General features: G+C 63.8%; 22 protein-coding genes. 18 read left to right on the top strand and 4 right to left on the bottom strand.

The genetic code is table 11. The annotated features are described in order from the left end of the window. The 17 genes from ACSSVH_RS02020 to ACSSVH_RS01940 all read left to right on the top strand — a co-directional run bounded on the left by ACSSVH_RS02020 (nucleotide 1) and on the right by ACSSVH_RS01940 (nucleotide 15,702). On the top strand, nucleotides 1-255 hold the full coding sequence (locus ACSSVH_RS02020) for an acyl carrier protein (RefSeq protein ID WP_169952339.1): 255 nt from the start codon (nucleotides 1-3) through the stop codon (nucleotides 253-255). Continuing rightward, nucleotides 252-797: a COG4648 family protein gene (locus tag ACSSVH_RS02015; RefSeq protein ID WP_169952341.1), complete on the top strand. Its 546-nt coding sequence runs from the start codon at nucleotides 252-254 to the stop codon at nucleotides 795-797. The genes ACSSVH_RS02020 and ACSSVH_RS02015 overlap by 4 nt, the downstream gene beginning before the upstream one ends. Next, nucleotides 794-2,464 (top strand): ApeI family dehydratase, encoded by a 1,671-nt coding sequence (locus ACSSVH_RS02010; RefSeq protein ID WP_492634011.1) that lies wholly within the window; start codon nucleotides 794-796, stop codon nucleotides 2,462-2,464. The genes ACSSVH_RS02015 and ACSSVH_RS02010 overlap by 4 nt, the downstream gene beginning before the upstream one ends. Nucleotides 2,465-2,544: 80 nt before the next feature. After that, nucleotides 2,545-3,279, top strand: coding sequence for a glycosyltransferase family 2 protein (locus ACSSVH_RS02005; protein WP_492634010.1), 735 nt, complete (start codon nucleotides 2,545-2,547; stop codon nucleotides 3,277-3,279). After that, entirely contained in the window at nucleotides 3,276-4,214 is a 939-nt protein-coding gene (locus tag ACSSVH_RS02000) for a lysophospholipid acyltransferase family protein (RefSeq protein ID WP_169952347.1), read from the top strand. The genes ACSSVH_RS02005 and ACSSVH_RS02000 overlap by 4 nt, the downstream gene beginning before the upstream one ends. Continuing rightward, nucleotides 4,195-5,739 carry an HAL/PAL/TAL family ammonia-lyase gene (locus ACSSVH_RS01995; protein WP_169952349.1) on the top strand — a complete coding sequence of 515 codons (1,545 nt, stop codon included), beginning with the start codon at nucleotides 4,195-4,197 and terminating at the stop codon, nucleotides 5,737-5,739. Before ACSSVH_RS02000 ends, ACSSVH_RS01995 begins: the two co-directional genes overlap by 20 nt. Continuing rightward, nucleotides 5,732-6,160, top strand: coding sequence for an acyl-CoA thioesterase (locus tag ACSSVH_RS01990; RefSeq protein ID WP_169952351.1), 429 nt, complete (start codon nucleotides 5,732-5,734; stop codon nucleotides 6,158-6,160). Before ACSSVH_RS01995 ends, ACSSVH_RS01990 begins: the two co-directional genes overlap by 8 nt. An 11-nt stretch (nucleotides 6,161-6,171) precedes the next feature. Continuing rightward, on the top strand, nucleotides 6,172-6,822 hold the full coding sequence (locus ACSSVH_RS01985) for an outer membrane lipoprotein carrier protein LolA (RefSeq protein ID WP_170042562.1): 651 nt from the start codon (nucleotides 6,172-6,174) through the stop codon (nucleotides 6,820-6,822). Continuing rightward, nucleotides 6,812-9,124, top strand: a complete 2,313-nt coding sequence (locus ACSSVH_RS01980) for an MMPL family transporter (protein ID WP_492634009.1) — start codon at nucleotides 6,812-6,814, stop codon at nucleotides 9,122-9,124. The genes ACSSVH_RS01985 and ACSSVH_RS01980 overlap by 11 nt, the downstream gene beginning before the upstream one ends. A 57-nt stretch (nucleotides 9,125-9,181) precedes the next feature. Beyond that, nucleotides 9,182-10,429, top strand: coding sequence for an NAD(P)/FAD-dependent oxidoreductase (locus ACSSVH_RS01975; protein WP_492634008.1), 1,248 nt, complete (start codon nucleotides 9,182-9,184; stop codon nucleotides 10,427-10,429). 11 nt (nucleotides 10,430-10,440) lie between these two features. Then, on the top strand, nucleotides 10,441-11,175 hold the full coding sequence (locus ACSSVH_RS01970; protein ID WP_463671613.1) for a class I SAM-dependent methyltransferase: 735 nt from the start codon (nucleotides 10,441-10,443) through the stop codon (nucleotides 11,173-11,175). Further along, nucleotides 11,172-11,654, top strand: coding sequence for a DUF3261 domain-containing protein (locus ACSSVH_RS01965; RefSeq protein ID WP_169952355.1), 483 nt, complete (start codon nucleotides 11,172-11,174; stop codon nucleotides 11,652-11,654). The genes ACSSVH_RS01970 and ACSSVH_RS01965 overlap by 4 nt, the downstream gene beginning before the upstream one ends. Continuing rightward, on the top strand, nucleotides 11,651-12,817 hold the full coding sequence (locus ACSSVH_RS01960) for a beta-ketoacyl-[acyl-carrier-protein] synthase family protein (RefSeq protein WP_492634007.1): 1,167 nt from the start codon (nucleotides 11,651-11,653) through the stop codon (nucleotides 12,815-12,817). The genes ACSSVH_RS01965 and ACSSVH_RS01960 overlap by 4 nt, the downstream gene beginning before the upstream one ends. After that, a complete protein-coding gene (locus tag ACSSVH_RS01955; RefSeq protein ID WP_432754935.1) occupies nucleotides 12,814-13,278 on the top strand; it encodes a hotdog family protein in 465 nt (154 codons plus the stop codon). Before ACSSVH_RS01960 ends, ACSSVH_RS01955 begins: the two co-directional genes overlap by 4 nt. Beyond that, a complete protein-coding gene (gene fabG / locus ACSSVH_RS01950) occupies nucleotides 13,271-13,999 on the top strand; it encodes a 3-oxoacyl-ACP reductase FabG (RefSeq protein ID WP_492634006.1) in 729 nt (242 codons plus the stop codon). Before ACSSVH_RS01955 ends, fabG begins: the two co-directional genes overlap by 8 nt. Continuing rightward, nucleotides 13,999-15,225, top strand: coding sequence for a beta-ketoacyl-ACP synthase (locus ACSSVH_RS01945; RefSeq protein WP_492634005.1), 1,227 nt, complete (start codon nucleotides 13,999-14,001; stop codon nucleotides 15,223-15,225). The genes fabG and ACSSVH_RS01945 overlap by 1 nt, the downstream gene beginning before the upstream one ends. A 27-nt stretch (nucleotides 15,226-15,252) precedes the next feature. Then, nucleotides 15,253-15,702: a hypothetical protein gene (locus ACSSVH_RS01940; RefSeq protein ID WP_169952365.1), complete on the top strand. Its 450-nt coding sequence runs from the start codon at nucleotides 15,253-15,255 to the stop codon at nucleotides 15,700-15,702. 268 nt (nucleotides 15,703-15,970) lie between these two features. Here the strand turns inward: ACSSVH_RS01940 and ACSSVH_RS01935 are convergent, their stop codons facing one another. Next, on the bottom strand, nucleotides 15,971-16,864 hold the full coding sequence (locus tag ACSSVH_RS01935; RefSeq protein ID WP_169952367.1) for a LysR family transcriptional regulator: 894 nt from the start codon (nucleotides 16,862-16,864) through the stop codon (nucleotides 15,971-15,973). A 172-nt stretch (nucleotides 16,865-17,036) separates the two neighbouring features. On the opposite strand from ACSSVH_RS01935, the gene ACSSVH_RS01930 reads away from it, so the two are divergent. Continuing rightward, complete coding sequence (locus ACSSVH_RS01930; RefSeq protein ID WP_262376990.1) at nucleotides 17,037-18,254, top strand: MFS transporter; 1,218 nt, start codon at nucleotides 17,037-17,039, stop codon at nucleotides 18,252-18,254. Between the two features lie 133 nt (nucleotides 18,255-18,387). Here ACSSVH_RS01930 and hemE read toward each other — a convergent pair whose 3' ends face one another. From hemE to gltB, 3 genes are all read right to left on the bottom strand, one after another. Further along, entirely contained in the window at nucleotides 18,388-19,455 is a 1,068-nt protein-coding gene (gene hemE / locus ACSSVH_RS01925; protein WP_057437235.1) for a uroporphyrinogen decarboxylase, read from the bottom strand. Between the two features lie 253 nt (nucleotides 19,456-19,708). Continuing rightward, entirely contained in the window at nucleotides 19,709-21,127 is a 1,419-nt protein-coding gene (locus tag ACSSVH_RS01920; protein WP_010213750.1) for an FAD-dependent oxidoreductase, read from the bottom strand. Between the two features lie 32 nt (nucleotides 21,128-21,159). Then, nucleotides 21,160-25,605, bottom strand: coding sequence for a glutamate synthase large subunit (gltB, locus tag ACSSVH_RS01915; protein ID WP_169952374.1), 4,446 nt, complete (start codon nucleotides 25,603-25,605; stop codon nucleotides 21,160-21,162). Nucleotides 25,606-25,712 lie beyond the last annotated feature (107 nt).

Below are 25,712 nucleotides of genomic sequence, written 5' to 3'. Positions count from 1 at the left end.
ATGCAAACTCGTGACGATATCTTCAACACCCTGCGCGACGCCCTGGTGGAACTGTTTGAACTGGAGCCTACGCGGGTCACCCTCGACGCCAACCTGTACCAGGACCTGGAAATCGACAGCATCGATGCGGTGGACCTGATCGACCATATCAAGCGCCAGACCGGCAAGAAAATCGCCGCCGAAGAGTTCAAGGCCGTGCGTACGGTCAATGATGTGGTCGAGGCGGTCTACCGTCTGGTCCAACCGGCCGCATGAGCCGGCTGATCGGCCTTGGCCTGTTGCTGGTAGGGCTGCTGTACCCTTTCGCGGTGTATTACGGCACGGAGCATTTCGCCCCGTGGCAATTCGGCCTGCTGCTGGCGAGCCTCTGGCTGCTGCGCGCGCTGACCGGCCCGCGGCGTCCCGGCAGCGGCTGGATGGCCGGCGTGGCGCTTGTGTTTTGCCTGCTGCTGGCCTGGTTCGACAACCCGCAGTTGCTGCGCTGGTACCCAAGCCTGGTCAGCATCTTCATGCTGGCGCTGTTCGGCCTGAGCCTGAAGTACGGCCCGCCGATGGTCGAGCGCCTCGCGCGCCTGAGCGATCCGCATCTGCCTGAAAAGGCCATTGCGTACACGCGCCAGGTCACCGTGGTGTGGAGTGGGTTTTTCTTGTGTAACGGCCTGCTCGCCGCTGCGCTCACCTTGTGGGCACCGTTGAGCTGGTGGACGTTGTACAACGGCCTGATCGCCTATGGGCTGATGGGGTTGTTGTTCGCCGTGGAATGGCTGATACGACAAAGGGTTCGAGGCCGCGTATGAATTGGGTCAATCTTGAGCATCTGTTGCTTGAGCCTGTGCAACTGCGTTCGGTCACCACTGAACCTGCAATGAACCACGCACAACTGTGCGAACGGGCCCTGAGCCTGGCGGCCGGGCTCAAAGCCCGTGGCATCCAGCGCCTGGCCGTGCACCTGAGCGACGCCGGCGAGCTGGCGATTGCCCTGCTGGGCGCCTGGCGCGCCGGGGCCAGTGTGCTGCTGCCCGCCGACCTGCAACCCCAGACCCGCCAACGCTGGGCTACTGCGGTCGACGCCTGGCTGACCGAAGCGGGCGACCTGGAGGCGCTCTACCACCCGCCGCTCGCCGCCGCAGCCCTGGACCTGGACGCCTGCCAATTGGGCCTGTGCACCTCCGGCTCCAGCGGCGCGCCCAAGCGCATCGACAAGACCCTGCGCCAACTGGCCAACGAGGTACAGGCCCTGGAAGCCTTGTGGGGCGCCGACCTGGGCCGCGCGTGCATCGTCGGCAGCGTCGCTACCCAGCACATCTATGGCCTGTTGTTTCGCGTGCTCTGGCCGCTGTGCGCCGGTCGCAGCTTTGTGCGCCAGCAACTGCCGTTCCCCGAAGACTTGCAGCGCGTCAGCCGCCAGCACCCGCATTTCGCCTGGGTGGCCAGCCCGGCCCTGCTCAAGCGCATGGGCGATAACCTCGACTGGACGGCCTTGAGCACGGTCAAGCGCGTGTTCTCCTCCGGTGGCGCGCTGCCCGCCGAGGCTGCCGACAGCCTGCACCAACGCCTGCAGCAGTGGCCGACCGAGATCCTCGGCAGTTCGGAAACCGGCGGCATTGCCTGGCGCCAGGGCCACACGCCCTGGCAGCCGTTTGCCGATGTACGCCTGACTCAGGATGCCGATGGCGCCTTGTGCATTGCCTCGCCGTACCTGCCGGCCGGGCATGTCGAGCAGACGGCCGATGCCGCGCAGATCCACGCAGATGGGCGCTTCGAACTGCTCGGGCGCCTGGACCGGATCGTCAAGCTGGAAGAAAAACGCATCTCCCTGCCGATGCTCGAACAGGCCCTGGCCGACCACGCCTGGGTCGCGGAAGCGCGCCTGGGGGTGGTCCAGGAAAACCGCGCGTCCCTCGGTGCCCTGGTGGTACTCAGTGGCGACGGCCTGCACGCCCTGCGCAACCAAGGCCGGCGCAGCGTCACCCAAGCCCTGCGCCAGCACCTGGGCCAGCACTGCGAAGCCCTGGCCCTGCCCCGCCGCTGGCGCTTGTTGCGCCAGTTGCCGCTCACCCCCCAGGGCAAGCTGCCCCAGGCCGATGTCGAAGCCCTGCTGCTGGCGCCGCGCCCCAAGGCGCCGGAATTGCTGGCGCAAGTCGAGACCGACGGCGAATGGACCCTGCAACTGAGCATCCCGCCGGACCTGGCCTACTTCAGCGGCCACTTCCCTCACACCCCGGTGTTGCCAGGGGTGGTGCAGGTGGAATGGGCGTTCAACCTGGGCCAGCAACTGCTCGATCTACCGCCGACCTTTGCCGGCATGGAAGTGCTCAAGTTCCAGCAACTGGTGCGCCCTGGCGACGTGATCGAGTTGCACCTGCGTTTTGATCGCGAGCGGGGCAAGTTGTATTTCGCTTATCGCAATGACAGTGCGGCGTGTTCCAGCGGGCGGGTTTTGCTGGAGAATTCTCATGCATAGGTTGGGTAAGCGCACATCCCAAATGTGGGAGCTGGCTTGCCTGCGATGCAGGCAACTCGGTCCATCAGGTGCCCACCACCATGCATAACCCCTGCGCCCTGATCCCGGTCTACAACCACGAATCCGCCGTGCCCGCCGTGGTCCGCAGCCTGCTGGACCATGGCCTGCCCTGCCTGCTGGTGGACGATGGCAGCAGCCCGGCCTGCGCCGCCGTGCTGGCGCAACTGGCCAGCCTGGATAACGTCTCGCTGATCACCCTGCCCACCAACCAGGGCAAGGGCGGGGCGGTGCAAGTCGGCTTTCGCGAAGCCGCGCACCTGGGCTTCACCCACGCCCTGCAAGTGGACGCCGACGGCCAGCACGACCTGCGCGAAGTCGCGCTGTTTCTCGACGCCTCGCGCACCCACCCCGACGCGGTGATCTGCGGCTACCCCGAATACGACGACAGCGTGCCCAAGGGCCGCCTCTATGCGCGCTACCTGACCCATGTCTGGGTGTGGATCAACAGCCTGTCGCTGCAGATCCGCGATTCGATGTGCGGCTTTCGCATCTACCCCCTGGCACCGGTGCTGGCCTTGATGGACTCGGCACGGATCGGCAAGCGCATGGATTTCGACTCCGACATCCTCGTGCGCCTGTCATGGCGCAACCAGCCGATGCGCTGGCTGCCGACCCAAGTGCATTACCCGGCCGACGGCCTGTCGCACTTTCGCCTGGTCCACGACAACCTGCTGATTTCATCCATGCACACCCGGCTGTTTTTCGGCATGTTGCTGCGTGCGCCAATGATCCTCTGGCGACGGTGGCAGGCATGAGCGACAACCCCCGGCACTGGGCCGACCGCCAGGAACGCGGCAGTTTCTGGCTGATGAAACTCACCGCATTCGCCGCCAAGGTCCTCGGGCGCCGGGTGCTGAGCCCGCTGCTGTATGGCATCGTCCTGTACTTTTTCGTGTTTGGCCGTGCCGCGCGCCAGAGCATCTGGCAGTACCAGCAGCGCCTGGCCGACTGGAGCGGGCGCGACGACCTGCGCCCCAGCCACACAAGGGTGTTCGGCCAGTTCATGGCTTTCGCCGACGCCTTGCTGGACAAGCTCGACGTATGGAACGGCAAGCTGCGCCTGGAACAGATCGAAATCATCGACCCGGCCCAATTGCGCGGGCAACTGCGCGGCGAACGCGGGCAGATGCTGGTGGGCGCGCACCTGGGCAACCTGGAAGTGTGCCGGGCCCTTGCGGAGCTGGGTGAGAAAGTCACCATGAACGTGCTGGTGCACACCAAGCACGCCGAACAGTTCAACCGCCTGCTGGGCGAAGCCGGGGCGAGCAACCTGCGGCTGATCCAGGTCAGCGAGCTGGACCCGGCGGTGATGCTGCTGCTCAGCCAGCGCCTGGACGACGGTGAGTGGCTGGCGATTGCCGGCGACCGCATCCCGCTGCACGGCGGGCGCACGGTGCGCGTGGATTTTCTCGGCCATAGCGCCGCCTTCCCCCAGGGCCCATGGCTGCTGGCCGGCCTGCTCAAATGCCCGGTCAACCTGCTGATGTGCCTCAAGCACCAGGGGCGCTATCGGCTGATCATCGAGCCCTTTGCCCCATTGATCGAATGGAAACGCAGCGACCGCCAGCAGGTGATCGCCCACTGGGCCGCCCGCTACGCCGAACGCCTGGGCCAGTTCTGCCTGCAAGCGCCCCAACAATGGTTCAACTTTTACCCTTTCTGGAAGACCGATGACGACGCATCTGCTTGAGCCGGTAACCTTCGGCGAACTCCCTTTGCGCATCGAAGACGTGCTGGCCCTGGCCAACCGTCAGGCGCCCACCCGCCTGCAAGACGATGCCGGGTATCGCCAGCGCATCGCCAAGGGCGCGCAGTTCCTCGATTCGCTGCTGGACAAGGAAGGCGTGATCTACGGCGTCACCACCGGCTACGGCGACTCGTGCGTGGTGGCGGTGCCGTTGCAGCATGTCGAGGCATTGCCGCGTCACCTGTACACCTTCCACGGCTGCGGCCTGGGCAAGTTGCTCGACGCCCAGGCCACCCGTGCGGTGCTGGCGGCGCGTTTGCAGTCGCTGTGCCACGGCGTGTCCGGGGTGCGGGTTGAACTGCTGGAGCGCCTGCATGCGTTCCTTGAACACGACATCCTGCCGCTGATCCCGGAGGAAGGCTCGGTGGGCGCCAGCGGCGATCTGACGCCGCTGTCGTACGTGGCCGCGACCTTGTCCGGCGAGCGTGAAGTGCTGTTTCGTGGCGAGCGCCGCCTGGCCGCCGACGTACACCGTGAGCTGGGCTGGACGCCATTGGTGCTGCGGCCCAAGGAAGCCCTGGCGCTGATGAACGGCACCGCCGTGATGACCGGCCTGGCTTGCCTTGCCTTCGCCCGCGCCGACTACCTGCTGCAACTGGCCACGCGCATCACCGCGTTGAACGTGGTGGCGCTGCAAGGCAACCCGGAGCACTTTGACGAACGCCTGTTCGCCGCCAAGCCGCACCCCGGGCAGATGCAGGTTGCGGCGTGGCTGCGCAAGGACCTGGCCATCGACGCCCCGACCGCGCCGCTGCACCGTTTGCAGGACCGCTACTCGCTGCGCTGCGCGCCCCACGTCCTCGGCGTGCTGGCCGACAGCCTGAACTGGCTGCGTTCGTTTATCGAGATCGAGCTCAACAGCGCCAACGACAACCCGATCATCGACGCCGAGGCCGAGCGCGTGTTGCACGGCGGGCACTTCTACGGCGGGCATATCGCCTTTGCCATGGACAGCCTGAAAAACCTGGTGGCCAACGTCGCCGACCTGCTCGACCGGCAACTGGCGCTGCTGGTGGACGAGCGCTACAACCATGGCTTGCCGAGCAACCTGTCGGGCGCCCCGGCGGACCGCGCGATGATCAACCACGGCTTCAAGGCGGTGCAGATCGGCACCAGCGCCTGGACCGCCGAAGCGTTGAAAAATACGATGCCGGCCAGCGTGTTTTCGCGCTCCACCGAGTGCCACAACCAGGACAAGGTCAGCATGGGTACGATCGCCGCCCGCGATGCAATCCGCGTGCTGGAGCTGACCGAACAGGTGGCCGCCGCCACCTTGCTCGCCGCCAACCAGGGCGTGTGGCTGCGCGCCCAGGTCACGGATGCCAGGCCGTTGCCGCCGGCCCTGGCCGCGATGCACATCGAGCTGGCCAAGGACTTCCCGCCGGTGATCGAAGACCGTGCCCTGGAGGGCGAACTGCGCCTGTGCCTGCAGCGCATCGCCGCGCAACACTGGAGGCTGCATGCGTAGCCCCGGCGTGTTGCATTGCGACACTGAAATCCTCGTGCCCTTCTTCGACATCGACACGATGAACGTGGTCTGGCACGGCCACTACGTGAAATACCTGGAAATCGCCCGCTGCGCGCTGCTCGACAAGCTCGGCCACAACTACACGGCGATGCTCGAATCCGGCTATGCGTGGCCGGTAATCGACCTGCAACTGCGCTACGTGCGTGGCGCCACCTTTGGCCAGACCCTCAACGTGCGCGCCAGCCTGGTGGAGTGGGAGAACCGCTTGAAGGTCAACTACCTGATCACCGACCTTGCCAGCGGCGAACGCCTGACCCGCGCCAGCACCGTGCAAGTGGCCGTCGAGATTGCCAGCCGCGAGATGCAACTGGCCTCGCCCACCGTGTTCATCACCGCCGTCGAAAGGGCCCTGGAATGCTGAGCTTGCCCGCGATGGTCGCCAACAATAACGCGGGGGGCCTGACACTGCGCAGCGCCCTCCGGTTTTTCGCGAGCAAGCTCGCTCCTACAGGGGTTGGGTTGCTGCTGAGCGTTGGGGCTTATGCCTTCGACTTGCAACAACTGAGCGATCAGTTGGCCAAGCCCTCGGTGATCCACGGCAGCTTCATCCAGGAAAAGCACCTGCGCGCCCTGCCCCAGCCGCTGACCAGCAAAGGCACCTTCGTATTGGCCCGGGACCACGGCCTGCTCTGGCTGCTGAAAACCCCACTGCAACAGGACTATCGCATCAACGCCCAAGGCATAGCCCGGCGTGATGCCAACGGTTGGCAACCGCTGCCGAACAAAAGCGCCGGCGCCGAGCAGAACCGTTTGTTCCTGGCCGTGCTGCAAGGCGACAGCAGCGGCTTGCAGCGCGACTTCGAGTTGCAGCTGCAAGGCGAGGCCAAGGCCTGGAAACTCAAGCTGATCCCCCGCTCGCTGCTGCTCAAGCAAGTGTTCACCCAGATCAATATCGACGGCGGCGAGTTGGTGCACACCATCGAACTGCTGGAAACCCAGGGCGACAGCACCCTGTTACGCATGCAAGACAGCACCAGCACGCAACCCTTGAGCGACGCGGAGCAACACGACTTTGCCCAGTGAGCGTTGGTTGCCGCGCCTGTTCCTGATCCTGCTGGTGGCCGTGCTGGCCCTGGCCGGCTGGCAATGGCGCGAGGGCGCGCCGTTGTCGGCCAACCTGATGGATCTGGTGCCGGGCAACACCCCGGACGCGCTGGAACTGGCGGCCGAGCAACGCATGCAAGAGCCGCTGAACCGCGAGATGCTGGTGCTGGTCGGACATGCCGATCGCCAGCACGCACTGGCCATGGCCCAACAGCTCGGTGAACAGTGGCAAGCCAGCGGCCTGTTTGAAAAGGTCACCTGGACCCTGCAAGCCGACCTGCCAGCCCTGCGCCAACAATTGCTGCAAGGGCGCCTGGCGATGCTGTCGGCCAAGGACCGCGAGCAGTTGGTCAGCGAGCCCGAGGCGTTTATCGCGCAGCGGGTGCAGGCGCTGTTCGACCCCTTTACCGGCTTCAGCCTGGTGCCGAGCCAGGACGATTGGCTGGGCCTGACCGGACGCATCCAGAACAGCCAGCCGCAACACGGTGCGGTGCAGCTGGATATCGGCAGCGGCGCGTTGATTGCCGATGCCGACGGCAAAAGCTGGGTGCTGCTGCGCGCGCGTACCCAGGGCAATGCCTTTGATATGAAACTGCCGCTGCAAGTCGCCGACCTGCTGCAAGCCAGCCGCGACCTGGCCAGCGAGCAAGGCGTGCAACTGCTCGCCGCTAGCGGCCTGCTGTACGCGGCCAACGGCCAACAACAGGCCAGCCGCGAGATGACCTGGGTCGGCGGCGGCGCAACGGTAGGGATTCTGTTGCTGTTGCTGCTGGCGTTCCGTCGCTGGCGGGTGTTGCTGGCCTTTGTCCCGGTGCTGGTGGGCATGCTGTTTGGCGCGGTGGCCTGTGTGGCGCTGTTCGGCCATATGCATGTGATGACCCTGGTACTGGGCGCGAGCCTGATCGGCGTGGCCGTCGACTACCCGCTGCACTACCTGTCCAAGAGCTGGAGCCTGCAACCCTGGCGCAGCTGGCCGGCCTTGCGCCTGACCCTGCCGGGCCTGAGCCTGAGCCTGGCCACCAGTTGTATCGGCTACCTGGCCCTGGCCTGGACGCCATTCCCGGCGCTGACCCAGATCGCCGTATTCTCCGCCGCCGGCCTGGTGGGCGCCTACCTGTCGGCGGTGTGCCTGTTGCCGGCGCTGCTCAACGGCATGGACCTGCGCCCGGCGCAATGGCCGCTGCGGGTCGCCGAGTTCCTGCTGGGGGTGCGTGAATCCTTGCTCAAGCGCCTGCCGAGCCAGGCGCTGCTGGTGCTGGCCCTGCTGTTCTGCGCCGGCGGCCTGTGGCAGTTGAACAGCAAGAACGATATTCGCCAGTGGATCGGCGCACCGCCGCAGTTGCTGCAAGAAGCCCAGGCCATTGCGCGCATTACCGGCTACCAACCCACCAGCCAGTTCTTCCTGGTGCGTGCGGACAATCAACAACAGTTACTGGAGCGCCAGGCGGCGTTGAGCCAGCGCCTGGATCAACTGGTGCACATGGACAAGCTGCAGGGCTACCTGGCGCTCAATCAACTGGTGAGCACGCCCGGCGAACAGCAACACGTGCGCGAGGCCCTGAATCAACTGCCGGCGCTGTGGCAACCGCTGCTCGACCTCGGCATCCCCGCCAGCGCCCTGCAAGCGGAGGTGGCGCAGTTGCAGGCGCTGCCCACCGCCGACATCGACGCCGCCCTCGCCGGCCCGCTGGCCGAGCCGTGGCGCCTGTTGTGGCTGGGCAATGTCGACGGCGGCGTGGCGGCGATGGTCAGCCTGCAAGGCCTGAACAACCCGGCGCTGCTGCGCATCCAGGCCCTGGACCTGCCGGGCGTGCAACTGGTGGATCGCCTCGGCGACTTGAACCAGGTATTTGCCGCGACCCAGGTCAGCGCCGCCGAACTGAAATTATTGTCCTGTGTACTGATCGTCTTGCTGCTGATCCTGCCCTTTGGCCTGGGCGGCGCGCTGCGCATTGTCGCCTTGCCGCTGTTGGCTGCGCTGTGCAGCCTGGCCAGCCTCGGGTGGCTGGGGCAACCGTTGACCCTGTTCAGCCTGTTCGGCCTGTTGCTGGTGACCGCGATCAGCGTCGACTATGCGATCCTCATGCGCGAACAGATCGGCGGGGCCGCGGTCAGCTTGCTGGGGACGCTGCTGGCCGCGGTCACCACCTGGCTGTCCTTTGGCCTGCTGGCGGTGTCCAGCACCCCGGCGGTGAGTAACTTCGGCCTGTCGGTCAGCCTGGGCCTGGCCTTCAGCTTTATGCTGGCGCCATGGGCCGGCCGCCAGGAACATGCGCAATGATGCCGACTAATTTTTTTTTGTTGAATGTGATGATCGCCAACCCGGCAAGGAGCCACAGTGCCCACAGTTGAAATGGAACGTCGCCAGGTCGTGGTGATCGGGGCCGGCCCGTCCGGTGCCATTGCGGCCGCGTTGCTCAAGCGCAACGGGCATGATGTGTTGATCATTGAGCGCGAACACTTCCCGCGTTTTTCCATCGGCGAAAGCCTGTTGTCCCATTGCATCGACTTTATCGAAGAAGCCGGCATGCTCGAGGCGGTCAACGCCGCCGGCTTCCAGCTGAAAACCGGCGCCGCGTTTGCCTGGGGCGAGCGCTACAGTGCTTTCGATTTCGGTGACACCTTCAGCGAAGGCAAGCCCACTACCTTCCAGGTCCAGCGCGCCGACTTCGACAAGTTGCTGGCCGATCAGGCGGCGTTGCAAGGCGTGGAGATCCGTTACGGCCAGACCCTGGTCGGCGTGGATTTCGCCGCGGGCCACCGCTACCTGCATGTACGCCGCGAAAACGGCCGCGAATACCACATCAAGGCCGGCTTTGTGCTCGACGCCAGCGGTTACGGCCGCGTGCTGCCACGCCTGCTGAACCTTGAGGCGCCGTCAAACTTCCCGTTGCGCCAGGCGGTGTTCACCCACGTCGAGGACCGTATCGAACATCCGAGCTTCGACCGCAGCAAGATCCTCATCACCACCCACCCGACCCAGCGCGATATCTGGTTCTGGACCATCCCGTTCAGCAACGGCCGCTGCTCGGTAGGCGTGGTCGCGGCCAAGGAGCATTTCGACGGTTGCGATGGGGATCTGGATGCCTGCCTGCGCGGCTTTATCGAGCAAACCCCGAGCCTGTCCAAGGTGCTGGCGAACGCGGTCTGGGATACCCCGGCGCGGACCATCGGCGGCTACTCGGCAAACGTCACCACCTTGCATGGCCCGGGCTTTGCGCTGCTGGGCAATGCCGCAGAGTTCCTCGACCCGGTGTTCTCTTCAGGCGTGACCATCGCCATGCGCTCGGCCAGCATGGCGGCAGGTCTCCTGCACCGCCAACTCAAGGGCGAAAGCGTGGACTGGCAAACCGAGTTCGCCGCACCACTCAAACGCGGGGTCGATACCTTCCGTTGCTACGTCGAAGGCTGGTACGCCGGCACCTTCCAGGATGTGATCTACCACCCTGGCAGCTCGCCGGAAATCCGCCGCATGATCAGCTCGATCCTCGCCGGTTATGCTTGGGACGAGCGCAATCCCTTTGTCAGCGAACCCAAGCGCCGCTTGCGGATGCTCTCGGAAATCTGTGCGGGGGAAAACCTATGAGCAGCCCACCTGTGTCTAAAGAGTACTTGAGCAAAAACTACGTCGAAGAAACCAAGTTCGGCTTCTGGTTCCTGCGCAGCCACACCTGGCAGCATCACGTACTGCGCGTGGCAATCAACGACCTGCGCAACCTGTTCAGCACGCCGTTGCCGGAGGCGCCGGTGCTGCTGGATGCCGGTTGTGGCCAGGGCAAGTCGTTTAGCTATTTACAGCAGGTGTTCGCTCCCAAGCGCCTGATCGGCCTTGACGCCGACCCGCACAGCCTCGACCTGAGCCGTGCCGAAGCGGCGCGCCAGGGCATTGAGATCGAGTTGATTGGCAGCGATTGCGCCACCCTCAAAGTGGCCGATGAAAGTGTCGACATCCTGTTCTGCCACCAGACTTTCCACCACCTGGTGGAGCAACAACGGGCACTCACCGAGTTTTATCGAGTGCTCAAGCCCGGCGGCTACCTGCTGTTTGCCGAGTCCACCGAAGCCTATATCGACACCTGGGTGATTCGCTGGCTATTCCGTCACCCGATGCATGTGCAGAAAAGTGCCGATGAGTACCTGGAGATGATCCGCGAGCAGGGTTTCGAGTTTGGCCCGCAGAACGTGTCGTACCCGTACCTGTGGTGGAGCCGCTCGGCAGACTTCGGCCTGCTGGAGCGTTGGGGCTTGCGCCAGCCCAAGCCGTTTGGCGAGCGTGAAGAGACGTTGGTGAATGTGGTTGCACGCAAGCCACTCACAGGCCCGCCAGCTTGATCCGCGCGCTGTTGATCGGCTGCCTGTTGCTGCTGGCCGCATGCGCCAGCCAGCCGCCGCTGCCGGTGCATACACCGAGCCTGGCCTTGCCCCTGCAATTGCATATCGAGCGCGAGCAGGACGGCCAGCGCCAGGACTGGTTGCTGGTGATCCAGCGCGAAGGCGAGGCCTTGCGCTGGTCGCTGATGGACCCGCTGGGCATCCCCCTGGCCCGGCAAAAGCTGGTGGCCGGCAGTTGGCAGGCAGATGGCCTGCTACCACCCAACCCCCAGGCCCGCGAGCTGTTTGCGGCGCTGCTGTTTGCCCTGACCCCGGCCGCTGAAATGCCCGGCAACTACCCCCAAGCCCGTGAAGACGATGGCGTACGGGTACTCAAGCCGCACTGGCAGGTGATCTACCGCGCCCCCTTGACCTTCAGCGTGAACATGCCGGGCCAGCACCTGAACTACCGCGTCACCGCGCTCGAGAGCAGCCCATGACCGCTTATCTCAATGCCCTGGGGATCATCTGCGCCCTGGGCCGTGGCCAGCAGCAAGTGCGGCGCAATCTGTTTGCCGGGGATTGCTCGGGCATGCGCGCCGAGAGCGGCTGGGTGCCCGAGCGGGTACTGCCAGTGGGCAGCGTGCCTGGCGAACTGGCGCCACTGCCGCCGCACCTGGCGCAACAGAGCAGTCGCAACAACCAGCTGTTGCTGGAGGCCGCCTTGCAGATAGAAGGCCCGATCCGGCAGGCGATCCACACCTTTGGCGCCTCGCGTATCGGCGTGGTGCTGGGTACCAGCACCTCGGGCATCGATGAGGCCAGTCGCGGCATCGCCCATTACCTGCGCGAAGGGCAGTTCCCCCAGACCTATGACTACCGCCAACAAGAGCTCGGCGCCCCGGCCAACTTCCTCGCCGACTGGCTGCAACTGAGCGGCCCGGCCTATGTGATTTCCACCGCCTGCACCTCCAGCGCCCGCGCAATGATGAGCGCACGCCGCCTGCTGGACCTGGGCCTGTGCGATGCGGTGCTGTGCGGCGGGGTCGATAGCCTGTGCAAGCTGACCCTCAATGGCTTCACCTCGCTGGAAGCGGTGTCTTCCGAGCGCTGCAACCCGTTTTCGCTGAACCGCAATGGCATCAATATCGGCGAAGCGGCGGTGCTGTTCCTGATGAGCAAAAGCCCGGCGCCCATCGCCCTGCTGGGCAGCGGCGCCAGTTGCGATGCGCACCATATTTCTGCGCCGGAGCCCAGCGGCAAGGGCGCATTGCAAGCGATGAGCAAGGCCCTGGCCAGTGCAAAATTGGCACCGGCGCAGATCGGTTACCTGAACCTGCACGGCACCGCGACCCAGCATAACGACGCCATGGAAAGCCTGGCCGTGGCCACCCTGTTTCCGGCTGGGGTGGCCTGTTCCTCGACCAAGCCGCTGACCGGCCATACCCTCGGCGCTGCCGGGGCACTGGAGGCTGCGTTCTGTTGGCTGAGCCTGGTCGAGGGCACACTGGCGCCGCATATCTGGGACGGTCAAGCCGACCCGGCGTTGCCCGCCCTGCGCTGGGCCAAGGTCGGCGACACCCTGGAAAAACGCTGCCTGATGAGCAACTCGTTTGCCTTCGGCGGCAACAACGTCAGCCTGATTATCGGAGACGCCCCATGAGCCATTGGCCACTCGCCGAACTGTTGCCCCACGCCGGGGACATGATCCTGATCGACCAGGTGTTGGCGTTCGATGAAGAACAGATCCACACCCGCGTCACCGTCAAGCCCGGCGGCCTGTTCAATCGCCCCGACGGCAGCCTGCCGGCCTGGGTCGGCGTCGAGTTGATGGCGCAAAGCGTGGCCGCCTATGCCGGCTGCCGCGCGCGCCAGAACGGCGAAGCGGTGGAGTTGGGCTTCCTGCTGGGCACGCGCAAGTTCGAATGCAATGTCGAGCACTTTCCCCTAGGTGCCGAACTGACCATCCACGGCCTGCGCTCCCTGGAAGACGACAACGGCATGGGTGTGTTCGAATGCCACCTGACCGGCGACGGGATCCAGGCCAGCGCGCGCCTGAACGTATTTCGACCGCCCCAGGCGGCCAACTATTTAGCTGAATCGAAGGACACGTGTCATGACTGAATCCGTACTGGTCACCGGCTCCAGCCGGGGTATCGGCCGCGCTATCGCCCTGCGCCTGGCCCAGGCCGGCCATGACCTGGTGCTGCATTGCCGCAGTGGCCGCGCCGAGGCGGATGCCGTACAGGCCGAAGTCGAGGCCCTGGGCCGCAAGGCGCGGGTGCTGCAATTCGATGTGGCGGACCGTGCCACCTGCAAGCAGATCCTTGAAGCCGACGTAGAAACCCACGGTGCCTATTACGGCGTGGTGCTCAATGCCGGGCTGACCCGCGATGGCGCGTTCCCGGCGTTGTCGGAGGACGACTGGGACGTGGTGATGCGCACCAATCTCGATGGTTTCTATAACGTGCTGCACCCGGTGATGATGCCGATGATCCGGCGGCGCGCGGCCGGGCGCATTGTGTGCATTACTTCGGTCTCGGGGCTGATCGGCAATCGTGGCCAGGTCAATTACAGCGCGTCCAAGGCCGGCCTGATCGGCGCCGCCAAGGCCCTGGCCATTGAGCTGGGCAAGCGCAAGATCACCGTCAACTGTGTGGCTCCGGGCCTGATCGACACGGCAATGCTCGATGAAAACGTGCCGGTGGAAGAACTGATGAAGATGATCCCCGCGCAGCGCATGGGCACCCCCGAAGAAGTCGCCAGTGCGGTGAACTTCCTGGTGTCGGCGGAAGCCGGCTACATCACCCGCCAGGTCCTGGCCGTGAACGGGGGCCTGTGCTGATGAAACGTGTGGTAGTCACCGGCATGGCCGGCATGACCTCCCTGGGCTGCGATTGGGACACCATCGTCGCCAACTTCCGTGCCCAGCGCAGCGGTATCCGGCGCATGGACGAGTGGGATCGCTTCAGCGAACTGAACACCCGTTTGGCCGGGCCGATTGACGACTTTGTCGTGCCGGCCCACTGGACCCGCAAGCAACTGCGCAGCATGGGCCGGGTTTCGCGCCTGGCGGTGTGGGCTGCCGAACAGGCGTTGCACGACGCCGGCCTGCTGGGCGATGCGTCGATCAAGGATGGACGCATGGGTGTGGCCTGCGGCTCATCCACCGGCAGCACCGATGAGATCAAGGCGTTCGGCAATATGCTGCTCAACTCGGTGGCCGAGGGCCTGAACGCCAACTCCTATGTGCGCATGATGCCGCACACCACGGCGGCCAATATCAGCATCTTCTTTGGCCTCACCGGGCGCCTGATCCCCACGTCCAGCGCGTGCACCAGCGGCAGCCAGGGCATCGGCTACGCCTATGAAGCGATCAAGTTCGGCCGCCTGCCGCTGATGCTCGCCGGCGGCGCCGAAGAGCTATGCCCCACCGAAGCCATGGTGTTTGACGCGCTCTACGCCACCAGCCTGAAAAACGACGCCCCGCAGACCAGCCCACGGCCCTACGACAGCGGTCGCGACGGCCTGGTGATTGGTGAGGGCGGCGGCATGCTGGTGCTTGAGGAGCTGGAGCATGCCCTGGCCCGTGGCGCGCATATCCATGCCGAGATCGTCGGTTTTGGCAGCAACGCCGACGGCCAGCACACCACGCGCCCCGAGCAGGCCACCATGCGCCGGGCCATGGAGCTGGCCCTGGAAGATGCCGGCCTGGCGCCGGATGCCATCGGCTATGTCAACGGCCACGGCACGGCCACCGAACAAGGCGACATTGCCGAAACCCTGGCCACCAGCAGCCTGTTCGGCAGCCGCATGCCCATCAGCTCGCAAAAGAGTTTCCTGGGCCATACCCTGGGCGCCTGCGGGGCGCTGGAGTCGTGGTTCAGCATCGAGATGATGAACCGCGACCAATACGTGCCGACGTTCAACCTCGATCAAGTCGACCCACGCTGCGGCCAACTGGATTACCTGCGCGGCGAGTTCCGCCAGATGCACAACGATTACGTGATGAACAACAACTTTGCCTTTGGCGGCGTCAACACGTCGCTGATCTTTCGCCGCTGGCAGTAAGCCTTTTATCTGATTGGAGAGAACGCAATGTCTTCGTTGCTACGCGCCACCCTTATCGCCCTGACCCTGCTGACCGCTGCCGGCTGTACCAGCAAGCCGGTGCTCAACACCCAGCACGCACTCGCCGCCAACGAGCAGGTCAGCGAAGCGAAAATGAAACAGAGCATCCTCACCGCGCTGGACAAGCGCAACTGGACCGTACAACGCGCCGACCCACGCCTGATCCAGGCCCAGATCAACGTGCGCAACCGCTACTACGCCGAAATCGACATCCGCTACACCGGCACCAGCTACGCCATCACCTACCGCGACAGCCAGGAACTGGGCTACAAGGACGGCAAGATCCATCGCAACTACAACCGCTGGGTGAGCATGCTCGACCGCGACATCATGGCCGGGCTGCGCTCCAATGGCGCAGCTGAAGCGGGCACGGCGGCGCAGTTGTTCAAGGAGACGGGGACGTCGAAGCAGAACTGATCGGCGCCCGAAAAACCGGCACCTACCTAGCACCAGAAACGACAAAGGGCGCCTTTCGGCGCCCTCTTCACAAGCAGGCTGGCTTGTCATCGCCTTGACAGCCAAAAACTGCTCACTGGAAAGTTCAGCGATTTTGTCAAATCAACACGCTGCCTTCTTTGGGCTGATAGAGAAGTGTCATCCATGTCACTCAGCGAAAAAGAAACGATTCTGCGCAACGCCAAGGTAAATCACTAAATCGGTTCCGTTACCTGATATGTGACCGCGGTTACACCAACGCCTTACGCGTCAGCAGCTCGACAAACGCCTTGGCCATGGGTGACTGCTGGTCCTTGCGCTGCACCAGCCACACCGCCGTTACCGCCTCCGGGTCGAGCAAGGTGCGGTAGACCACGCCATCGATGCGGATGCGCTGGTACGACGCCGGCAACACCGACACTCCCAACCCCGCCGCCACCAGGCCGATGATGGTCATGGCCTCGCCGGCCTCCTGGGCGAAGTGCGGGCTGAAGCCGGCGTCGCGGGCCAGGCTGAGTAACTGGGCGTACAAACCGCTGCCATAGGCCCGTGGGAAAAACACAAAAGGTTCGTCGGCCAACTGCGTCAGATGCAAACCCCGCTCACTACCCTGCGCCAACGGATGGCCGGCACTGAGCACCGCCACCAGGGGCTCACGCATCAACTCCACGACACTCAGTGAGTCCGGCAACGGCAACGGGCGCATCAAGCCGACCTGGATCGACTCATCCACCAGCGCACCCGCCACTTCGGTACTGCTCATTTCCTGCAGGTTCAGGTGCACCGCCGGGAAGGCCTGGCGAAAAGCAAAAATCGCTTGTGGGATGCTGGAGTTGAACGGCGCCGAAGAGGTGAAGCCAATCTTCAGTTCACCCAGTTCCCCCAACTGCGCACGGCGCGCCACATCCGCAGCCTTGTCGACCTGCGCCAGCACCAGGCGGGCTTCCACGAGGAACAGGCGCCCAGCCTCGCTCAGCTCGACCCGACGATTGGTGCGCTCGAACAGCCGCGCGCCGACCTGCTGTTCCAGCGCCTGGATCTGCTGGCTCAAGGGCGGCTGGGAGATCCCCAAAACCTGGGCGGCCCGGCCGAAATGCAGCTCTTCAGCCACGGCGATGAAGTAGCGCAAGTGGCGCAATTCCATGAAAACCTCATTAGGTCGTAAAAGCTATCAAACAGGTCGAACAATATATTGGAAAGAATCATTAGCCAGCTATATTCTTTTTTGCATGGCCAGTCCTGGCTGCCTTTGCTTGCCGAGGTCCCGCGTGAAAGCTGCTGTCGCTCCACTTGTCCAAGAACGTCCGCCCACTGCCCTGGATGAGGTGGTGGCGCAGCTCAACGACGTGTACATCGAAAAAGGTACGCCGATGTTTATGCGTACAGTGCTGGCGCTGTTTTCCGGCGGTTTTGCCACCTTTGCCCTGCTGTATTGCGTACAACCGATGATGCCGGCGCTGTCCCACGAGTTTTCCATCAATGCCGCGCAGAGCAGCCTGATCCTTTCTGTCTCCACCGCGATGCTCGCCTTTGGCCTACTGATCACCGGGCCAGTTTCCGATCGCCTGGGGCGCAAGCCGGTGATGGTCACCTCGCTGTTCTGCGCTGCGGTGTGCACCATCGCCAGCGGCCTGATGCCGACCTGGGAAGGGATCCTGTGGATGCGCGCGCTGCTGGGCCTGTCCCTCAGTGGCCTGGCTGCCGTGGCCATGACCTACCTCAGCGAAGAGATCCACCCGCAGCACATCGGCCTGGCCATGGGCCTGTATATCGGCGGCAATGCGATTGGGGGCATGAGCGGGCGCCTGATCACTGGCGTGTTGATCGACTTTGTCAGCTGGCATACCGCAATGCTGGTCATCGGCGCGCTGGCGCTGATTGCGGCGACGGTGTTCTGGAAAATCCTGCCGCCCTCGCGCAACTTCCGCGCCAGCAGCCTCAAGCCGCGCAATTTGCTCAATGGTTTCGTCATGCACTTCAAGGATGCCGGCCTGCCCTGGTTGTTCCTCGAAGCCTTCTTGCTGATGGGCGCCTTTGTCACGCTGTTCAACTACATCGGCTACCGCTTGCTGGCCGATCCCTATGACCTGAGCCAGGCGGTGGTGGGCTTGCTGTCGGTGGTGTACCTGTCGGGCATCTACAGCTCGGCGAAGATTGGCTCGCTGGCCGACCGCCTGGGCCGCCGCCGCGTGCTGTGGGCCACCATCGTGCTGATGCTCGCCGGCATCACCCTGACCTTGTTCGGCCCGCTGGCACTGATCATCATCGGCATGCTGATCTTCACCTTCGGCTTCTTCGGCGCCCACTCGGTGGCCAGCAGCTGGATTGGCCGCCGCGCAGTCAAAGCCAAGGGCCAGGCTTCGTCGCTGTACCTGTTCAGCTATTACGCGGGGTCGAGCATTGCCGGGACGGCCGGTGGGTTTTTCTGGCACTACGCCGGCTGGAACGGGATTGGCGGGTTTATCGTCGCGCTGCTGATCGTTGCGCTGCTGGTGGCGTTGAAGCTGGCCAAGTTGCCACCGCTCAAACTGTAGGAGCTGGCTTGCCAGCGATGTGGCCCGAAGAATCACCGCAGGGCTCAAGCATGTCATCGCCGGCAAGCCGGCTCCTACAACAATCGTCAGCTAATAAAAAACCGGCCTGAGCCGGTTTTTTATTAGCTGATGCTTACTCGTGATACTGCGCCGACAACTCATGCACCGCCCGCAGGAACGCGCCCGCATGCTCCGGGTTCACTTCCGGGGTGATGCCGTGGCCGAGGTTGAACACGTGGCCGCTGCCCTTGCCGTAGCTGGCGAGGATGCGGCCCACTTCGGCGCGGATCGCTTCCGGCTTGGCGTATAGCACGGTCGGGTCCATGTTGCCTTGCAGGGCCACCTGGTTGCCGACGCGGCGACGGGCTTCGCCCAGGTCGCAGGTCCAGTCCAGGCCCAGTGCATCGGCGCCCGCATCGGCGATGCTTTCCAGCCACAGGCCGCCGCCCTTGGTGAACAGGATCACCGGCACTTTGCGGCCTTCGTGTTCGCGGATCAGGCCGCTGACGATTTTGCGCATGTAGGCCAGGGAGAACTCCTGGTACGCCGCCGCCGACAGGTTGCCACCCCAGGTGTCGAAGATCTGCACCGCTTGCGCGCCGGCCATGATCTGGCCGTTGAGGTAGGACACGACCGACTGCGCCAACTTGTCCAGCAGCAAGTGCATGGCTTGTGGGTTGTCGTAGAGCATGGCCTTGGTCTTGCGAAAGTCTTTCGACGAGCCGCCTTCGACCATGTAGGTGGCCAGGGTCCACGGGCTGCCGGAGAAGCCGATCAGCGGTACGCGGCCGTTGAGTTCGCGGCGGATGGTGCTGACGGCGTCCATCACGTAGCCGAGGTCTTTGTGCGGATCGGGGATCGGCAGGGCTTCGATATCGGCCAGGGTGCTGATCACTTTCTTGAAACGTGGACCTTCGCCGGTTTCAAAGTACAGGCCTTGGCCCATGGCATCGGGGATGGTCAGGATATCGGAGAAGAGGATGGCCGCATCCAACTGTGGATAGCGGTCCAGCGGCTGCATCGTGACTTCACAGGCGAACTCCGGGTTCATGCACAGGCTCATGAAATCGCCCGCGTTGGCGCGGCTGGCGCGGTATTCCGGCAGGTAGCGACCGGCTTGACGCATCATCCACACGGGGGTGACGTCTACGGGTTGCTTGAGCAGGGCACGAAGGAAACGGTCGTTCTTGAGGGCAGTCATGTCGGCATCCGCAAAAAAAGTGCGGGCATTTTCTCAGAGCCGGACGCAAAAGGCACGGTTACAGGTCAGCCTTTTGTCTATCGGGTCAATTTGTCGCAATGGCTGGCAGCACAAACCTCAATAGGCAATGGGGTTTGTGTAGGAGCTGGCTTGCCTGCGATGGCATCAACTGGGTCTGGCTGACAGACCGAGTTGCCTGCATCGCAGGCAAGCCAGCTCCCACATTTTGATCCCGTTTCAACTCGGGACCAGATCAGACCTGCAAGTAGTCCAGGATGCCTTCGGCGGCGTTGCGGCCTTCGAAGATCGCCGTCACCACCAGGTCAGAGCCGCGCACCATATCGCCACCGGCGAAGATTTTCGGGTTGCTGGTCTGGTGCTTGTACTGGCCCTGTTCCGGGGCCACGACGCGGCCCTGGCTGTCAGTCTGGATCTGGAACTGCTCGAACCACGGCGCCGGGCTTGGGCGGAAGCCGAAAGCGATGACCACGGCGTCGGCCGGGATGATCTCTTCGGAACCCGGGATCGGCTCGGGGCTGCGGCGGCCACGGGCGTCCGGTTCGCCGAGACGGGTCTCGACTACCTTCACGCCTTCGACACGGTCTTCACCGACGATAGCGATCGGCTGGCGGTTGTAGAGGAACTTCACGCCTTCTTCCTTGGCGTTCTTCACCTCTTTGCGCGAGCCGGGCATGTTGGCTTCGTCGCGGCGATAGGCACAGGTCACCGACTTGGCACCCTGGCGAATCGAGGTGCGGTTGCAGTCCATCGCGGTGTCACCACCGCCGAGCACCACGACCTTCTTGCCTTTCATGTCGACGAAATCTTCCGGCGACTTTTCAAAGCCCAGGTTGCGGTTGACGTTGGCGATCAGGAAGTCGAGCGCGTCGTACACGCCCGGCAGATCCTCACCGGCAAAGCCGCCCTTCATGTAGGTGTAGGTGCCCATGCCCATGAATACCGCATCGTATTCTTCGAGCAGTTGCTCCATGGTCACGTCTTTGCCGATCTCGGTGTTCAGGCGAAACTCGATGCCCATGCCGGTGAAGACTTCGCGGCGATTGCTCAGCACGGTCTTTTCCAGCTTGAACTCGGGGATGCCGAAGGTCAGCAGGCCCCCGATTTCCGGGTTCTTGTCGAACACCACCGGGGTCACGCCGCCACGTACCAGCACGTCAGCACAACCCAGGCCCGCCGGGCCCGCGCCGATAATCGCGACGCGCTTGCCGGTGGGCTTGACCTTGGACATGTCCGGGCGCCAGCCCATGGCGAATGCGGTGTCGGTGATGTACTTCTCCACCGAACCGATGGTCACCGCGCCGAAACCGTCGTTGAGGGTGCACGCACCCTCGCACAGACGGTCCTGGGGACAAACCCTGCCGCAGACTTCCGGCAGGGTGTTGGTCTGGTGCGACAGTTCGGCGGCGGCGAGGATGTTGCCCTCGGCCACCAGCTTGAGCCAGTTGGGAATGAAGTTGTGCACCGGGCACTTCCATTCGCAATACGGGTTACCGCACCCCAGGCAGCGGTGGGCCTGGTCGGCCGAGTGCTGGGGTTTGAAGGGCTCGTAGATTTCCACGAACTCTTTCTTGCGTTGACGCAACAGTTTCTTCTTCGGATCTTTGCGCCCGACATCGATGAACTGGAAGTCGTTATTCAGACGTTCAGCCATGTTAAAACCTCATCAAACTCTTCAGGCGCATATCACTGCGGGTTGGCACGGATGCTGGAAAGCAACGATTTCAAGTTGGCAGCCTTGGGCTTGACCAGCCAGAAACGACGCAGGTAATCATCGAGGTTCTCGGCGAGGTTACGGCCCCATTCGCTGCCGGTTTCCTCGACGTACTCGTCCAGCACGTGCTGCAAGTGGTTCCGGTAGGACTCCATGGCTTCGCCGCTGATCCGCTGGATCTCGACCAACTCGTGGTTGACCTTGTCGACGAAGGTGTTGTCCTGGTCCAGCACGTAGGCGAAACCGCCAGTCATGCCCGAACCAAAGTTGTAACCGGTCTTGCCCAACACGCAGACAAAACCACCGGTCATGTACTCGCAGCAGTGATCGCCAGTGCCTTCGACCACGGTGTGGGCACCGGAGTTACGCACGGCGAAACGCTCACCGGCGGTCCCTGCGGCGAACAGCTTGCCACCGGTGGCGCCGTACAAGCAGGTGTTGCCGATGATGGCACTGTCCTGGGTCTTGTAGATGCTACCCACGGGCGGGACGATCACCAGCTTGCCGCCGGTCATGCCCTTGCCCACGTAGTCGTTGGCGTCGCCTTCAAGGTACATGTGCAGGCCGCCGGCGTTCCACACGCCAAAGCTCTGGCCCGCGGTGCCCTTGAAGCGGAAGGTGATCGGCGCCTTGGCCATGCCCTGGTTGCCGTGCTTGCGCGCGATTTCGCCGGAGATCCGCGCGCCGATGGAGCGGTCGCAGTTGCAGATATCCAGGGTGAATTCGCCACCGCTGGCGTCGTTGATCGAGGAGCCGGCCATGTCGACCATTTTCTCGGCCAACAGGCCTTTGTCGAACGGTGGGTTGCGGTCGACCTGGCAGAATTGTGGCTTGTCTGCCGGGATGTGATCGCTGCCCAACAGCGGCGTCAGGTCCAGATGGTGCTGCTTGGCGGTCTGGCCCTGGAGGATGTCCAGCAGATCGGTACGCCCGATCAGCTCTTGCAGGGAGCGCACGCCCAGCTTGGCCAGCCACTCACGGGTTTCTTCGGCGACGTAGGTGAAGAAATTCACCACCATGTCGACGGTGCCGATGTAGTGATCCTTGCGCAGCTTCTCGTTCTGCGTGGCCACGCCGGTGGCGCAGTTGTTCAGGTGGCAGATGCGCAGGTATTTGCAGCCCAGGGCAATCATCGGCGCGGTGCCGAAGCCGAAGCTTTCGGCGCCGAGTATCGCGGCCTTGATCACGTCGAGGCCGGTTTTCAGGCCGCCGTCGGTCTGCACCCGGACCTTGCCGCGCAGGTCGTTGCCGCGCAGGGTCTGGTGGGTCTCGGCCAGGCCCAGCTCCCACGGTGCGCCGGCGTACTTGATCGAGGTCAGCGGCGAAGCGCCGGTGCCGCCGTCGTAGCCGGAGATGGTGATCAGGTCGGCATAGGCCTTGGCCACGCCAGCGGCGATGGTGCCGACGCCGGCTTCAGCAACCAGTTTCACCGAGACCAGGGCCTGCGGGTTGACTTGCTTGAGGTCGAAAATCAGCTGCGACAAGTCTTCAATCGAGTAGATGTCGTGGTGCGGCGGTGGCGAGATCAGGGTCACGCCCGGCACGGCATAACGCAGCTTGGCGATCAGGCCGTTGACCTTGCCGCCCGGCAGTTGCCCGCCTTCACCGGGCTTGGCGCCCTGGGCCACCTTGATCTGCAGCACTTCGGCGTTGACCAGGTATTCCGGGGTCACCCCGAAACGGCCAGTAGCCACCTGCTTGATTTTCGAGCTCTTGATGGTGCCGTAGCGCGCCGGATCTTCGCCGCCTTCGCCGGAGTTGGAACGCGCACCCAGGCGGTTCATGGCTTCGGCCAGGGCTTCGTGGGCCTCGGGCGACAAGGCGCCCAGGGAGATACCGGCGGAGTCGAAGCGCTTGAGGATCGACTCCAGCGGTTCGATTTCGCTGATAGCCAACGGCGTGTCCAGGGTTTTCACCTGGAACAGGTCGCGGATCATCGACACCGGGCGGTTATCCACCAGCGCGGTGTATTCCTTGAACTTGGCGTAGTCGCCCTGCTGCACAGCGGCTTGCAGGGTGCTGACCACATCCGGGTTGTAGGCGTGGTATTCGCCACCGTGCACGAACTTGAGCAGGCCACCTTGCTGGATCGGCTTGCGCGCGCTCCAGGCCTCCAAAGCCAGGGCTTTCTGTTCGGCTTCGATATCGACGAAACGCGCGCCCTTGATGCGGCTTGGCACACCACGGAAGCTCAGCTCGCAGACTTCTTCCGACAGGCCGATAGCCTCGAACAACTGCGCACCACGGTACGAGGTGACGGTGGAGATGCCCATCTTCGACAGGATCTTCAACAGGCCCTTGGTGATGCCTTTGCGGTAGTTCTTGAACACTTCGTACAGGTCGCCCAGCACTTCGCCGGTGCGGATCAGGTCGCCCAGCACTTCGTAGGCCAGGAACGGATACACCGCCGAAGCGCCAAAGCCGATCAGCACCGCAAAGTGGTGCGGGTCGCGGGCGGTGGCGGTTTCGACGAGGATGTTGGAGTCGCAGCGCAGGCCTTTTTCGGTCAGGCGGTGGTGGACCGCGCCGGTGGCCAGCGAAGCGTGGATCGGCAGCTTGCCAGGGGCGATATGGCGGTCGGTCAGCACGATCTGGGTACGACCGGCGCGCACGGCTTCCTCAGCCTGATCGGCGACGTTGCGCACAGCAGCTTCCAGGCCGAGGCTCTCGTCGTAGTTCAGGTCGATGATCTGCCGCTCGAAGCCTGGACGCTCCAGGGTCATCAACGAGCGCCACTTGGCCGGCGAAATCACCGGCGAGCTGAGGATCACGCGCGAAGCGTGCTCTGGCGATTCCTGGAAGATGTTGCGCTCGGCACCGAGGCACACTTCCAGGGACATGACGATGGCTTCACGCAGCGGGTCGATCGGTGGGTTGGTCACCTGGGCGAACTGCTGGCGGAAATAGTCGTACGGCGTGCGCACGCGCTGGGACAGCACGGCCATCGGCGTGTCATCGCCCATGGAGCCGACGGCCTCGTAGCCTTGCTCGCCGAGTGGGCGCAGCACCTGGTCGCGCTCCTCGAACGTGACCTGGTACATCTTCATGTACTGCTTGAGCTGGTCGACGTCATAGAAAGCCGAACCGTGGTCGTTGTCTTCCATGGTCGCCTGGATGCGCAGGGCGTTCTTGCGCAGCCATTGCTTGTACGGGTGACGCGACTTCAAGCGGTTATCGATGGCATCGGTGTCGAGGATCTGCCCGGTTTCGGTGTCCACGGCAAGGATCTGGCCAGGGCCGACGCGGCCTTTGGCAATCACGTCCTGCGGCTGGTAGTTCCACACGCCGACTTCCGACGCCAGGGTGATGAAGCCGTTGGTGGTGGTCACCCAACGCGCCGGGCGCAGGCCGTTACGGTCGAGCAGGCACACCGCGTAGCGACCATCGGTCATGACCACGCCGGCCGGGCCGTCCCACGGTTCCATGTGCATCGAGTTGTACTCATAGAACGCCCGCAGATCGGGGTCCATGGTCTCGACGTTCTGCCACGCTGGCGGAATGATCATGCGCACGCCACGGAACAGGTCGATGCCGCCGGTGACCATCAGTTCCAGCATGTTGTCCATGCTCGAGGAGTCGGAACCCACGCGGTTGACCAGCGGGCCGAGCTCTTCGAGGTCCATCAGGTCGTTGGCGAACTTGGTGCGACGGGCCACGGCCCAGTTGCGGTTGCCGGTGATGGTGTTGATCTCGCCGTTGTGGGCGAGGAAGCGGAATGGCTGGGCCAGCGGCCATTTCGGCAGGGTGTTGGTGGAGAAGCGCTGGTGGAACACGCAGATCGCGGTTTGCAGGCGCTCATCGCTCAGGTCTGGATAGAAGGCGGTCAAATCCGCCGGCATCATCAGGCCTTTATAAATGATGGTCTTGTGGGAAAAGCTGCAGATGTAGTGGTCGGTGTCCAGGGCGTTGGCCACGGACGAGCGGCGACGCGAGGTGAACAGCTTGATCGCCATGTCCTGGTCGCTCAGGCCGTCGCCTGCGATAAACACTTGTTCGATCTGCGGCAGGCGCTCATGGGCCAGGCGGCCGAGCACGCTGGTGTCGATCGGCACTTTGCGCCAGCCGACGAGTTGCAGGCCGGCGGCGAGGATCTCGCGGTTCATGTTCTCGCGAGCGGCCTGGGCTTTGACCGGGTCCTGATTGAAGAACACCATGCCCACCGCGTATTGCTTGGGCAAATCGGCGCCGAAGGTTTCCTTGGCGACAGCGCGCAGGAACAGGTCGGGCTTTTGAATCAGCAAGCCACAACCGTCACCGGTCTTGCCGTCGGCGTTGATCCCACCGCGGTGGGTCATGCAGGTCAGGGCCTCGATGGCCGTTTGCAGAAGGGTATGACTGGGTTCGCCCTGCATATGGGCTATCAGGCCGAAACCACAGTTATCCTTGAATTCATCGGGTTGGTACAGACCTGCTTTCATAGACACTTTCTCACCAGGCTACCTCTTATTTCGAGGCAAATTTCTTTTCAATTCAACCGGTTACCTTCCACGCCGAACGTACGCCGGCTTAGCGGGGGCAAAAGGGA

It is taken from the genome of Pseudomonas sp. HC1(2025), from assembly GCF_058742075.1.
Note: the sequence above shows the minus strand (reverse complement) of the source record. Positions and strands in the feature narration are given on the sequence as shown.

Excerpts from the sequence above, each read along its gene's own strand:
- ACSSVH_RS01995 (WP_169952349.1), top strand. The coding sequence starts at position 4,195 with ATGACGACGCATCTGCTTGAGCCGGTAACCTTCGGCGAACTCCCTTTG.
- ACSSVH_RS01960 (WP_492634007.1), top strand. The coding sequence starts at position 11,651 with ATGACCGCTTATCTCAATGCCCTGGGGATCATCTGCGCCCTGGGCCGT.
- ACSSVH_RS01985 (WP_170042562.1), top strand. The coding sequence starts at position 6,172 with ATGGTCGCCAACAATAACGCGGGGGGCCTGACACTGCGCAGCGCCCTC.
- ACSSVH_RS02020 (WP_169952339.1), top strand. The coding sequence starts at position 1 with ATGCAAACTCGTGACGATATCTTCAACACCCTGCGCGACGCCCTGGTG.
- ACSSVH_RS01935 (WP_169952367.1), bottom strand. The coding sequence starts at position 16,864 with ATGGAATTGCGCCACTTGCGCTACTTCATCGCCGTGGCTGAAGAGCTG.
- ACSSVH_RS02005 (WP_492634010.1), top strand. The coding sequence starts at position 2,545 with ATGCATAACCCCTGCGCCCTGATCCCGGTCTACAACCACGAATCCGCC.
- ACSSVH_RS02000 (WP_169952347.1), top strand. The coding sequence starts at position 3,276 with ATGAGCGACAACCCCCGGCACTGGGCCGACCGCCAGGAACGCGGCAGT.
- ACSSVH_RS01955 (WP_432754935.1), top strand. The coding sequence starts at position 12,814 with ATGAGCCATTGGCCACTCGCCGAACTGTTGCCCCACGCCGGGGACATG.
- ACSSVH_RS01990 (WP_169952351.1), top strand. The coding sequence starts at position 5,732 with ATGCGTAGCCCCGGCGTGTTGCATTGCGACACTGAAATCCTCGTGCCC.
- ACSSVH_RS01945 (WP_492634005.1), top strand. The coding sequence starts at position 13,999 with ATGAAACGTGTGGTAGTCACCGGCATGGCCGGCATGACCTCCCTGGGC.
- hemE (WP_057437235.1), bottom strand. The coding sequence starts at position 19,455 with ATGACTGCCCTCAAGAACGACCGTTTCCTTCGTGCCCTGCTCAAGCAA.
- ACSSVH_RS01920 (WP_010213750.1), bottom strand. The coding sequence starts at position 21,127 with ATGGCTGAACGTCTGAATAACGACTTCCAGTTCATCGATGTCGGGCGC.
- ACSSVH_RS01940 (WP_169952365.1), top strand. The coding sequence starts at position 15,253 with ATGTCTTCGTTGCTACGCGCCACCCTTATCGCCCTGACCCTGCTGACC.
- ACSSVH_RS02015 (WP_169952341.1), top strand. The coding sequence starts at position 252 with ATGAGCCGGCTGATCGGCCTTGGCCTGTTGCTGGTAGGGCTGCTGTAC.
- gltB (WP_169952374.1), bottom strand. The coding sequence starts at position 25,605 with ATGAAAGCAGGTCTGTACCAACCCGATGAATTCAAGGATAACTGTGGT.
- ACSSVH_RS02010 (WP_492634011.1), top strand. The coding sequence starts at position 794 with ATGAATTGGGTCAATCTTGAGCATCTGTTGCTTGAGCCTGTGCAACTG.
- fabG (WP_492634006.1), top strand. The coding sequence starts at position 13,271 with ATGACTGAATCCGTACTGGTCACCGGCTCCAGCCGGGGTATCGGCCGC.